We start from the raw sequence: 12,817 nt of genomic DNA on the forward strand, positions 1-12,817 counted from the left end.
TTTTTTTATCCTAGGAGTGATTATGATGATGAACCGTATATTCAGAAGCATAGTTTTCATAGTTTTAATTATAGTGCTTAGCGGCGTAATCATGCCTGTTCCAGGTAACGCTGCAGCAGTTGCTTCGGCAGCTGGAAGCGCGGAATTGAATGTGAAAGATTATGGCGCGGTAGGCGATGGAAGCACGGACGATACGTCCGCTGTACAGCAGGCGCTAGATGCGGCCGCGGGCCGCGGGGGCCGCGTGTATTTTCCGGCTGGAACGTATATGGTGAATCCGGAGAAGACGCTGATTGTCGAAGGGAATACGACGATTATCGGGGATGGAGCAAGCTCTGTAATTCAAGCCAGCAATCGCAGCTTCGGCTGGGAGATGATGAGGGCTACGGGAAGTCATATTGCGATCAGCGACATTACACTGGACGGCAATATGGCTGTGAATCGCGTACTTGTTATCAGCGGCGGAAGCAGCGATGTGAAGATCAAGAAGAGTATTATCTCAAACGCTACGCATAGCAAGGACCCGGCCAGTGACTATTATACTGGCGTTGTGTCAGGAATCGTCGTGTACGGGAATACCAATCAGATAGAGATTGATTCTACAGAAGTAAAGAATATCTCCGCGGTTAATCTAACTGCTGGCAGCTTGATTTCAAGAGGAATCTACGTGACGACGACTTGGGGCTCCAAGGAGAAGGCAGCGGTGAACGTTGCTATCAAGAACTCTCATATTCATCATATTGGACCGGCGGATGATGGAGACGGTATTTATTACGAGGATCCGAATGTGGATAGCAAGCAGGGCACGAATACGAAGAGTGTGATTGTCGGCAATACATTCGATCATAATGCCAAGCGAGCCATTAAGATATATGCGCAAGGGATCACCGTTGAGAATAACCGGATTACGAATTCGTACCTGAACAACAACTATTACAAAGGCAAGGACAGTGGCAAGCTGGCTCCGGACATGTACTCGGGCATTAGTGTATACGGCTCCGACAATACGATTCGGAACAATACGATCAATGGCGAAGGAAGCTATTATGCAGCGATTGAGGTAAGTGCGTCGCAGACCGTCAGCAATGTTACTGTTCACGGCAATAAGATCAAGATGGGCTCCAAGAGTACGGTTGAAGGCACGACAGCGATTCGGGTCGGCAATACGAAGCAATTCCAGATCACCAGCAATACGATTGAGAATGCCGAGAAGGGGATATGGACTTGGCAGAATGCGGAGAAGGGCTCTATAGAAGGCAATATGATTCAGACAACGAAGAGCGGAATCGACTTGTCCACCTATTTGGAGAACTGTGTCCAGAAGGACATCGTTGTTAAGGACAATACAGTGAAGAGCAAGTCCTTCAATATTTTGCTAGCGAAGTCGAATGTTAATGTAGAGGTATCCGCTGATAATTTCTAAGCATGTTTTTATATAAAATATGGATGAGAACCTTCTGGGCAGTTACGCTGTCAGGAAGGTTTTTTTTGCTTTAATCCAGATTCCTTCGAGGTGAGGAATATTATATATATGGAAAAATAAAATAGAATGTTAGGAAAAAAAAGGTACCAAGATTTTTGTTTTGTGTTAATATAAAAGTGTTAAATTGGCGACTTTTTACCTAGTCGACACAGTTCTTCTTTATTTGTCATATTAATCCATAGTTTGGGGTGAACCGCTGCTTGGATCTTAGTTATTTATTCAAATCCGTAAGGAAACATATGATTGCCTTCTTGATTACGCTTCTAATTTGTGTGGGAGGCGTTTTTTTGTTGAATGCGATTGTAAAACCTCAATATCAGGCCACTGCTAGTCTAGTAGCAACTCTGGCTTCAGCGGAATCGGGGACTTATAACGACTTCTTGGCCAGCCAGGCCCTGACGAAGACATATGAGGATGCGATCCAGAGCCGTTATATCGCCAATGAAGCGAAGAAGAAATTGAATACGAAGGAGACGGCATATGAGCTTCTGGAGAGGGTTAAGGTCAGAACAGACCCTGGCACTTTGGTTATCATCCTATATGCCAAGCATGATCATCCCCAGGAGGCCGTAGATATTGCTAACAGCTTTGCAGATGCATTTATAGAAAAATCTACAGATATCGTTCCTAATGCGAATGTGATTGTACTGGATTATGCCAACATGGAGGACGCATCGATTCCGGTAAGTCCGCGCAAGATGCTGAACCTGGCGATTGGCACCTTTATTGGCTTCTTCACTGGATTAGTTGTTGTGCTATATCTGGAACGGAAGAGAGGCTCCCGCAGACGTCCGCTGCGTCACATAAATACAGAATCTATGTAAAATTTTGATAGTCCAGTGAAGCGAGGTGGAGGAACAGAAATGATCCATTTTGCAATTGTAGGCTGTGGTCATATTGCTATCAAGCATATCGAGGCCATTCAAAGGACAGAGGATGCCGTATTGGCAGGGCTATGCGATACGAATGAAGCGAGACTTACCAAGCTGGCATTAACTTGGCAGGCTCCAGTCTTTACATCGATGTCGCAGATGCTGGAGCAGCTTCCCCATCTTGATGTTATCTGCATTTGTACCCCTAGCGGTCTGCATGCAGACCTGGCGATCGAGGCCGCTGCTGCGGGGAAGCATCTCATTATTGAGAAGCCGCTGGCGCTCACGCTTGAGGACACGGACCGGATCATTGCTGCGGTTGCCAAATATGGTGTCAAAGCAACGGTAGTACATCCGAACCGCTATCGCCCGGCGATACAACATTTAAAGGCTGCGCTCGAACATGAAGCGTTCGGCAAGCTCAGTCATATCAGTGCCGCGGTGCGCTGGAATCGCAACCAGGCTTACTATGATCAGGCACCCTGGCGCGGTACCAGAGCAATGGATGGCGGCGTCTTGATGAATCAGGCTATTCATAGTCTGGATCTGCTCCTATGGCTATTCGGGCCGGTATCCGAGACAAAGGCATTTGCAGATACCCGGTTAAGGAATATCGAAGCTGAGGATACGGCGGTAGCAGTGCTCAAGTTTGATAGCGGTGTATTAGGAACGGTGGAAGCATGCACGACAGTGTATGAGCAGAACCTTGAGGAGACATTGGCGGTATTCGGTCAGCATGGTTACGCGATTATCGGGGGAAGAACGGCCAATTGGATCAAGGATTGGAAATGCGCCTCCATGACGGAAGATGACATTAGACAACTCGTGGACGAAGTCGAGCAGAATCCGTTCGGCGTCCCCGGGCATCAATGCATAATCCGTGACATGATTCAGTCGCTGTCGGAGGATCGTGAACCGGCCATCTCGTTGCAGGACGGGAGAAGCGCCGTTAAGCTTGTTGTCGATATCGCTAATCAGGGGATGCAGGTGAGGAGTTAAACGGATGGGAGGAGCTGTATGAACGAAAGAGCAATCAGGACTCGGGAGCATAGTGCGGAGTTGCTGGAGAAGCTGGGTAATCAGACAGCGGTTATCGGTGTGATTGGCCTCGGTTATGTGGGGCTGCCATTGGCTGTTGAGAAGGCCAAGGCCGGTTATCGCGTGATCGGCTTCGATGTCCAGGAACAGAAGGTTGCCATGGTGAACAGTGGGTTCAATTATATCGGTGATGTAATTGATGAGGATTTAAGGACTATGGTCGACGCAGGCCAATTGCAAGCAACGGATGACTACTCCTTTCTGTCTAAGGTTGATACCGTAGCGATATGTGTACCGACTCCTCTCGATATATATCAGCAGCCGGATACGAGTTATGTGGAGAATTCCACTCGGGAGATTGCCAAGTACTTGCATCCAGGAATGCTGGTAGTGCTTGAGAGTACGACATATCCTGGTACAACTGAGGAACTGGTTAAGCCCATTCTCGAATCAACGGGGCTCGTATGTGGAGAGGACTTCTTCCTTGCTTATTCACCAGAGCGGATTGATCCCGGCAATAAATCATTCAATACAAAGAATACTCCGAAGGTAGTCGGGGGTGTAACAGAAGTCTGCTCGAAGGTGGCTATGGAGCTGTACCGTCATGTGCTGGACGGTGAGGTGCATGCGGTGTCCAGTCCGGCTGTCGCCGAAATGGAGAAAATATATGAAAATACGTTCCGTCATATCAATATCGCCCTCGCTAATGAGATGGCGGTATTGTGCAACCGGATGGGGATTAATGTATGGGAGGTCATCGATGCGGCTAAGACCAAGCCGTACGGATTCATGGCCTTCTATCCAGGACCGGGTCTAGGTGGGCACTGCATTCCGATCGATCCTTTCTACCTGACCTGGAAGGCGAGGGAATTCAATTATCACACCCGCTTAATCGAACTCGCTGGTGAGATTAACAATGCGATGCCAGAGTTTGTCGTGCAGAAGATTGCCGAGATCCTGAATCGGAATAAGAAGCCAATCAACGGCTCGACTGTTTATATCCTGGGCGTGGCTTATAAGAAGGATATCGATGATTACCGGGAGTCTCCGGTGCTGAAGATGATCGAGCTCCTGCAGGAGCGGGGCGCGACTGTATGGGTCAGTGATCCGCATATTACCTCCTTCAAGTACCGTGGTCACAGCTATGAGACGGTGGAACTCACGGAGGATCGCCTGAAGGAATCCGATATTACTGTAATTGCAACGGATCATACTCGTTTTGATTATGAACTGATCGGACGTACCAGCGAGAGCTTGTTCGATACACGCAATGTGATGAGCTCCTACACCAAGCCAACCAACTACCATCTGCTTTAAGAGGAAATTCAAAAAGTGCCCTAGATTCATCCAACTGAAGCGTTTTGAAAAAATGCACATCGGAAGCATAAGCTTCGGTGCTGAAAACTGGACTTTTTGAATATTCATTATAAGTTCTTAATTAAATAAAAGTATTATTTTACTACAACAAATGGGGTAGGGTGATTACTCTATGAACGAATATTGGGCACACCCATCGGCGATTGTTGATGAAGGAGCAAGCATTGGGGAAGGCACGAAGGTTTGGCATTTCTCGCATATTTCTACGAGGGCAAGTATCGGATCCTCTTGCAGCCTTGGCCAGAACGTGTATGTAGCTCCAAATGTCGAGATAGGTAATGGTGTTAAAATTCAGAACAATGTCTCGGTGTATGAAGGGGTTGTACTGGAGGATTATGTGTTCTGCGGCCCAAGTATGGTATTCACGAATGTGCGCACACCACGCTCTGCTTTTCCTAGGAATACGAGTGAGGATTATCGCGCCACAATTGTAAAATATGGGGCCTCGATCGGTGCCAATGCCACCGTGGTCTGCGGTACGACGATCGGCGAGTGGGCACTTGTCGCAGCCGGTGCGGTTGTTAATCGGGATGTTCCACCCTATGCCATGGTAGCGGGGGTTCCAGCCAGACAGATCGGCTGGGTGTGTCAATGCGGGATTACCCTAGCGTTTCGGAATCAGAGGGCGACATGCCCGGAATGTGGTCGGAAGTATGAAGTGATTGAAGAGACAGTACGTATAGCGAAGGAAGTGTGAGAAGAGGATGGATCGTAGAGAGATAGCCGTTCCTGGCAAGATTCCTGTACTGGATATTAGCTGCGAGGTTCAGGCGCTGAAGCCGCAAATTATGAGTGCGATTGAGAGTGTCCTTGATCGCGGAGCGTTCATTATGGGCCAGAATGTCAAGGACTTCGAGCGTGAAGTCGCTGAGTATCTAGGGGTAAATTATGCCGTAGCCCTGAATTCCGGTACGGATGCCCTGGTCATTGCCCTGCTGGCATGTGGAATTGGAGAGGGAGATGAAGTGATCACGACCCCATTCACCTTCTTTGCGACTGCCGAGGCGATCAGCCGGGTGGGCGCCATTCCTGTGTTCGTGGATATTGATCCGGACACGTACAATATGGACACGAAGCTGCTTGAATCAGTTGTGACTGAGAAGACCAAGGCGATCATTCCCGTTCACTTGTTCGGCCAGTCCGCCGATATGGACCCGATCATGGAACTGGCAAGGCTGCATCATTTGATCGTTGTTGAGGATGTTGCCCAAGCGTTCGGGGGGGAATATAAAGGCCGCAAAGTCGGAACAATCGGCGATATGGGCTGCTACTCCTTTTTCCCGTCCAAGAATCTTGGCGCATATGGGGACGGAGGGCTCGTAGCAACGAATGATCCTGACCTGGCAGAACAAGCTGTAATGCTTCGTGCACATGGCTCCAAGAAGAAGTATTATAACGAGCTGATTGGTTTCAACTCTCGGCTCGATGAGATTCAGGCTGCCATTCTAAGAGTGAAGCTGCCGCATATCGATGAATGGAACGAAGGCCGTCGTCAGGCAGCGGCACGCTACAGACGACTGCTTGGCGAGTTCGAAGGCATCATTCTGCCTGTGGAAGAGCAGTATAGCAGTCATGTCTACCATCAATATACGATTCGTGTTCGGAACGGCAAGCGTGACCAATTACAGGCCAAGCTGCTTGAAGAAGGAATTAGCACGATGATCTATTATCCGCTGCCGGTCCATCAATTGCCTGTCTATCAATCTATGAATGTAAGTATGCCTGTCGCGGAACAACTCTCAAGCGAAGTCTTATCTTTGCCGATTTGGCCGCAAATTGAGGAATCAACCCAGCAGTTTATCGCTGAGACTATCAGAGCGTCACTTTATTAGTCGAGGGGTTATGTGGAAATATCTCAAAAAAATATCTCTGGACAGTTTTTTTCGTAATGTCGTCGTCTTAGCCAGCGGTACCATGGTGAGTCAAGTCATCATCTTGATTGCATTGCCGTTCATTACCCGCCTCTATAGTCCCACCGAATACGGCGTGTATTCTATGTACACTTCCATCATCTCCATCATGCTCATGCTTGTATCCTTCTCCTATGAAAATGCGATTACCCTGCCTGAAGAGGACAAGATGGCCAGCAGCCTGTTAAGTCTATCCTTGCGAATTTGTGTAGTTGTCAGCATTCTGGGCGGAGTGGGTGTCTATTTCTCAGCCCATCCGCTATCCGTATGGACGAATGAAGCGGATATTAAGCAATATTTCCCCTTTTTTATGATCAGCTTGTTCTTTGCAGGCTTTTATCAGATTTTGAATACCTGGTCTGTGCGTAAAAAGTATTTCAGGCAGATCTCACGAACCAAATACACACAGAGCATTACACTCGTATCTTCACAGCTGGCATTGGCCCGTCTGCTGCCGGGGCCCTCCGGACTCATCATCGGCGATGTGCTCGGCCGTCTCGGTGGCCTTATCCCACAGTGGAGATTATGGCGCAGGGATGTGAAGCAGCAGCGAATTGAAGTGAACTGGGAGGATCTTAAGGAGAGCGCCTACCGGTATCGCCGCTTCCCTCAGTTATCGTTAGCCTCGAATATGCTGAATAGTCTGGGAATCTATCTGCCGACGATTCTGCTGGCTGCTTTCTATGGACCACAGGTCGCCGGGTGGTTCGCGCTCAGTCAACGGATTCTCGGTTCACCTATGACACTGATTACCTCATCGGTGATGAGCGTTTATTTATCGGAGTCGTCCGAGTATATGCTGCGTGCCAGACATAAGCTGTACCCTTTGTTTATCAAGACAGTACGCAACATTTTTCTAATTGGTTTGTTAATTATATTCGTTATGGTCGTGCTGCTGCCATCCATGTTCTCAACCTTATTCGGGAATGAATGGGCAAGTGCTGGGAATTATGTCAGGTTGCTCGGGTTCATGTATTTAAGCCAATTTGTAGCGAATTCCGTCGGCTCAACCATTGATGTGATGGAGCGGCAGGATCTGCACCTATATCGTGAGATCGCTCGCGTAACCATCGTGCTCGGCGCTCTATTGCTGGCTAAATATACGGGTCAGAGCGCTGGAACTGCAATATTAATATACGGCTTGGCTTCTACGCTTGGTTATTTGATTCACTTGGGTTTGTCCTGGACTGCCGTGAAGAAATATCGCTATCATGCTGCAGAACAGGGAGCGGAACAGGGAGGTTAATTGAAGGGATGCTTAAGATCAGTTGTCCATTATCAAAACCTGCAGAACGGAAGTATATCTTTCATGTTCTATTCACAGAGTTTCTGGGAATCGACTATGAAGTTGAATTCGAGCAGCGTAATGATGTAGAGATCACTCTACCGGAAGGAAATGAGCACAGATTGGTGCTAGCCGATGTACTGTTCTCAAAGCGTGAAGAGGAATGGCTGAAGCCCGAATCCCTTCCCAATAGGCCGCTGGCTAAGCTGGAAGTGGCAGGGAGGGGGAGCATTCCGGTGATTTATGGACTGAGGGACCCTTCTGTACAGTCCATGTCATTACAGACGGAGCCGCCGTTCATTCAGTGCAGCCTGGATCTGTTCGGCAGCTGCTTCTTCATGCTGACAAGATATGAGGAATTGGTCTGCCAGGAACGAGACGGCCATGATCGCTTCCCTTCCGAGCAGTCTCTAGCCTATCAAGAGGGGTTCCTCGACTATCCGATCGTGAACCGATATACCGAATTGTTGTGGAGCATGCTGAACTCTCTATGGCCTGGGTTGAACCGGAAGCGGAGGGAGAGCCGCAAAGTGATCAGCCATGACGTCGACTATCCATTCTTCACGTTCCGTCGCAGTAACTTGAGCATCGCCAAAGAGAGTCTTGGCGATGTGATTAAGCGGAGACAGCTCGAATCGGCGATGCGTAAGGCGAGAATGATCGGTTCAGGGATAACAACGCTGGAACGGGACCCGTTCAATACCTTTGATTGGATGATGGAACTTAGTGAACGCGCCGGGATCCGCAGCAGCTTCTATTTTATTACGGAGCAGACAGAGACGGATATTGATGGAAATTACTCGATTAATGATCCAGAAATCCATTCCCTGATGATCCGTATCCATGAGCGAGGGCACGAGATAGGTTTGCATCCCAGCTATCGGACATATTTATCTCCCCAGCAGATTAAGCGGGAGTTCCGGATCTTGCGCCACGAGGCCGAATTAGCCGGGATCCGCCAGGAGCAATGGGGAGGACGCCAGCACTTTCTGAGATGGAAGGCCCCAGATACCTGGCAGGGATGGGAGGAAGCCGGACTGCAGTATGACAGTACGCTCGGCTACTCGGACAGACCGGGGTTCCGCTGCGGAACTTGCTACGAATATCCGGTATTCAACCTTCGTACGGGAATGGCGCTGAAGCTCAGGGAGCGGCCTTTGGTCGTAATGGAACTTACTGTGCTTGATGCGATGCGCAGTGGATCAGACGAAGAGCAAGCTTTCGCCGAGATCAGCCACTATTACCGAGAGTGCGTCAAATATCAGGGGGACTTCACGCTGCTGTGGCACAACAGCCGTCTGGTCCGTTCCCTAGACCGCAAAGTATTTAGACGTTGTATTGAAGAACTACAGTAGTTATGGTTTACGCCTATGGTGTAGATGAAATCAATCGTAAGAAGGAGACAGGATGAAGATCGCCTATCTGATTCATTGGAATGAAGGACCAGGCAGTGGTGTGTTCAAGAAGGTGCTAGGCCAGGTTACGGCCTGGTCCAGGCTCGGGCATGATGTAAGCCTGTTTCTATATACACATCACTGGGAACAAGACTGGAATTTGGAATTCCATAATATTCCTCTACATGTACAGCGTTATCGGGGAGGATTCGGACGATTATCAGACTTCCGTCGGTTAATTACCGAGGTTAAGCGGTGGGAGCCGGATGTCGTATATCATCGGTTCGATCTATATTATCCCGGACTGCCGTCTTTGTTGAGACGTATACCTTCTGTTATAGAAGTGAACACGAATGATCTGACAGAGATGCAGAGTGGAGGCAAATTCAGATATTTGTACCATCGTCTGACCCGGGCCGCCGTACTTAAGGCAACGTCAGGATATGTGTTCGTAAGTGCTGAGCTGGCTGAGGAAGTGCATTTCCAGAAGTACGTCCGGGATAAGGTAATTATCGGCAACGGGTTCGACCTGTTCGGTGTAGCTTCGTCTCCGCCAGAGAAGAGAGAGGATACGAGGATTATCTTCATAGGAACCCATGGCCAATCCTGGCATGGGGTTGATGAGATTGCCCGGCTCGCGCAGGCTCATCCGGATTGGCGGTTTGATCTGGTGGGGATCTATGCTTCTCACTTGGAAGGTCCTGCACCCTCTAATATGATCTTCCATGGCAATTTGGTGCGGGATGAATATGAGCCGCTGATGAACGAGGCAGATGTTGCTATCGGAACATTGGCCTTATATCGCAAACGAATGGCTGAAGCCTCTCCGCTTAAAGTAAGAGAATATCTGGCATATGGGCTGCCCGTCATTATTGGCTATAAGGATACGGATTTCCCGGAACCAGTTCCTTTCATTCTTGAGTTGAAGAATGTGCCGGATAGCACAAGCCTGGATCAGGAACGAATCGAAGGTTTTATTGAGAAATGGCGTGGAAACAGGGTAGACCGAAGCTTGATCAAGCATCTGGACACAGCAGCGAAAGAAGCGGAAAGGGTGGACTATATGGAGCGGATTGCGAAGAAGGACGGCCCAAGATGAGTCTGCATATAGCATTGCTGTTAGTGCTGGCTGCGATAATCTTCCTCTTCCTGCTGCAATGCATCCTGTATTTTAAGCTGAAGATCGATGCTGCTTATGTGATCGGATTCTGTCTTTATTTTGATATGTTCGGGTATTTCTATAAGCAGGTGTTCCCCGGTAATGCTCTATTCTTGCTGCTAGCTATTCCCTTCGTACCTGCGGTCATTGCCTGGTTCAGTCGGGAGAGAGAGGCTCATGTGCTGCTTAAGGACCAAGGCGTGTGGTTATGGGGGATCTGGTTCTTCTATGGGTTGGCTAGTCTGGTCTGGACCGTACCAGGCTCGGCGGGGCTCAACAAGCTGGTTATTCTTGCCGTCCATGCCGTCATTCCTGGGCTGTACGCCTATATCATCTACAAGAAATATCGCAGGTTCTCCTGGACCGTGCTGGCGCTATTCGGCCTCGCTTTTGCGCTTGTTCATCTCCTGTTTGGAGAATACTCGGAGATGTATCCGGGTCGGTTGTCGCTGCCGAACAGCAATCCGATCTTTAATGCCCGCATGTCGCTGATCACGATAACCGTCTGTATATGGGGCAGGAGGATTCCGTGGCCAATTCGGATCGTTACAATCGCTGCAGCGGGCGTATCGGCATTTGCTACACAATCCCGTGGCCCGATTGCTGCATTTGTGATCGCTAACGGCTTGGCTGTTGCCTACATCTTATACGGAAAATATAAGCGCGGCGAACTTCGATATTTACGCAGATATATTACCGGAACGCTATTTGTGCTATGTATCGGCGGTCTAGTGGCGGCTCATTATGCAGATGAGCTTCAGACCTTGGTGAGTACAAGCAGATTTACTATATTTTTTGATCGTAGTCAGCTGGTGGGCGACGCCAATTATATCGGACGGCTTGATTTACAGTCCAAGGCGATGGATCAATGGAGCGCCCATCCCTTTATGGGTGCCGGTATAGGGAGCGTGACCCCTCCGCTGGCTCGCGATTTCCCTCATAACGTGGTGCTGGAGATCGCCTCCGAGCTGGGAATCATCGGGTTTGGCCTCTGGTTTCTGGCGTATGTCTTCTCACTAGTGTCAGCCCGCCATTCGCTTGCTCTGGCTGTATTGCTACTGCAGACACTGGGAACGGCGCTGCTTAGCGGAGATATGGGCTTTAACTTCGAATATCTGCTATTCGCTCTGCTGGCTTGTGCACTTGCCCCGGGCAAAGATAAGGAGGTCAGTCAGGATCATGCTCAAAATTATGTTCATACTCACCGGTCTTAATTATGCCGGGGCGGAGAATCAGGTGGTTCAGCTCTGCAGGGGATTCCTGAATAGGGGCCACCAGCCTATGATCGTCAGCATGATTAAGCCGGAAGCCTACCTGGATGAGCTTGGTGAACTTGGTGTAGAAGTTCGTACGCTTGGCATGACGAAGGGGATACCCGACCCGCGGGCAGTATTCCGATTGCGGCGGATTGTACAGGAATTTCGGCCGGATATCGTGCACAGTCATCTGGTTCATGCCAACATATTGGCGAGGGTGACTCGTCTATTCGTATCGATGCCGGTACTAATCTGCACCGCCCATAATGTCAATGAAGGGGGGAGAGCTCGCGAGTGGCTCTATCGTATTACGGATCCGCTCTGTGAGCTGACAACAAATGTGAGTGAAGAGGCAGTCAGACAGTATGTGGCGCGCAAGGTTGTTCCTGCACACAAGATCAGGTTCGTTCCGAACGGTATCACACTGGACAGCTTCGGTCAGGAACAAGCTAGTGAGTCATTGAACAAGGAGCTGGGGATTGAACCTGGCCAGTTCGTATGGTTGGCGGTCGGGCGGCTTGTTCCAGAGAAGGATTATCCGAATATGCTGGATGCCTTCACGGCCGTACTTGCAAGGCACCCCGATAGCGTACTGCTTATAGCTGGGACGGGACCGGAGCGGTCGGCGCTTGAGCAGTATAGCAGTGAACTGGGGATCGAACGGAATGTGAAGTTTCTCGGGATACGCAGAGATATCCCCGCTTTGATGAATTTTGCCGATGCCTATGTGATGTCCTCGAAATGGGAGGGCTTCCCTATGGTGCTACTGGAGGCATCCGCTAGCGGTCTTCCAATGGTTGTGACGGATGTAGGCGGCAATCGGGAAGCGGTGCAAGATGGCATCACAGGCTTGCTGGCTCCATCTGGGGACAGCCGTCAGTTAAGCGAACGTATGCTTACATTGATGTCGTCGTCCTTAGCCGAGCTTGAGGAGATGGGGGAACGGTCGCGGAAATATGTGAAGGAACGTTTTGATATAGAGGTTATTGTTACGCAGTGGACCAGTATATATGAACAAAAGGGTTTATCGCCGGGGGTATGAA

The 12,817-nt window shown here is 49.4% G+C and carries 11 protein-coding genes; all 11 read left to right on the top strand.

The window, feature by feature from the left end:
* Nucleotides 1-22 precede the first annotated feature (22 nt).
* Nucleotides 23-1,423, top strand: a complete 1,401-nt coding sequence (locus ABD014_RS17335) for a glycosyl hydrolase family 28-related protein (RefSeq protein ID WP_343863099.1) — start codon at nucleotides 23-25, stop codon at nucleotides 1,421-1,423.
* Nucleotides 1,424-1,671: 248 nt separating this feature from the next.
* The gene (locus tag ABD014_RS17340) at nucleotides 1,672-2,307 is read left to right on the top strand and encodes a YveK family protein (RefSeq protein ID WP_343863100.1); all 636 of its coding nucleotides are present in this window, start codon (nucleotides 1,672-1,674) and stop codon (nucleotides 2,305-2,307) included.
* Nucleotides 2,308-2,346: 39 nt separating this feature from the next.
* On the top strand, nucleotides 2,347-3,354 hold the full coding sequence (locus tag ABD014_RS17345; protein WP_343863102.1) for a Gfo/Idh/MocA family protein: 1,008 nt from the start codon (nucleotides 2,347-2,349) through the stop codon (nucleotides 3,352-3,354).
* An 18-nt stretch (nucleotides 3,355-3,372) separates the two neighbouring features.
* A complete protein-coding gene (locus tag ABD014_RS17350; RefSeq protein WP_343863103.1) occupies nucleotides 3,373-4,710 on the top strand; it encodes a nucleotide sugar dehydrogenase in 1,338 nt (445 codons plus the stop codon).
* Nucleotides 4,711-4,882: 172 nt separating this feature from the next.
* Entirely contained in the window at nucleotides 4,883-5,467 is a 585-nt protein-coding gene (locus ABD014_RS17355; protein WP_343863104.1) for an acyltransferase, read from the top strand.
* A gap of 7 nt (nucleotides 5,468-5,474) precedes the next feature.
* On the top strand, nucleotides 5,475-6,602 hold the full coding sequence (locus ABD014_RS17360) for a DegT/DnrJ/EryC1/StrS family aminotransferase (protein ID WP_343863105.1): 1,128 nt from the start codon (nucleotides 5,475-5,477) through the stop codon (nucleotides 6,600-6,602).
* Nucleotides 6,603-6,612: 10 nt separating this feature from the next.
* A complete protein-coding gene (locus ABD014_RS17365) occupies nucleotides 6,613-7,926 on the top strand; it encodes a lipopolysaccharide biosynthesis protein (RefSeq protein WP_343863106.1) in 1,314 nt (437 codons plus the stop codon).
* 8 nt (nucleotides 7,927-7,934) lie between these two features.
* Nucleotides 7,935-9,320: a polysaccharide deacetylase family protein gene (locus ABD014_RS17370; RefSeq protein ID WP_343863107.1), complete on the top strand. Its 1,386-nt coding sequence runs from the start codon at nucleotides 7,935-7,937 to the stop codon at nucleotides 9,318-9,320.
* A gap of 52 nt (nucleotides 9,321-9,372) precedes the next feature.
* Entirely contained in the window at nucleotides 9,373-10,458 is a 1,086-nt protein-coding gene (locus tag ABD014_RS17375) for a glycosyltransferase family 4 protein (protein WP_343863108.1), read from the top strand.
* A complete protein-coding gene (locus ABD014_RS17380) occupies nucleotides 10,455-11,732 on the top strand; it encodes an O-antigen ligase family protein (RefSeq protein ID WP_343863109.1) in 1,278 nt (425 codons plus the stop codon). The genes ABD014_RS17375 and ABD014_RS17380 overlap by 4 nt, the downstream gene beginning before the upstream one ends.
* On the top strand, nucleotides 11,698-12,816 hold the full coding sequence (locus ABD014_RS17385; RefSeq protein ID WP_343863110.1) for a glycosyltransferase: 1,119 nt from the start codon (nucleotides 11,698-11,700) through the stop codon (nucleotides 12,814-12,816). Before ABD014_RS17380 ends, ABD014_RS17385 begins: the two co-directional genes overlap by 35 nt.
* Nucleotide 12,817: the final 1 nt, after the last annotated feature.

It is taken from the genome of Paenibacillus motobuensis (assembly GCF_039521865.1).
In the GTDB taxonomy this organism is placed as follows: Bacteria; Bacillota; Bacilli; order Paenibacillales; family Paenibacillaceae; genus Fontibacillus; species Fontibacillus motobuensis.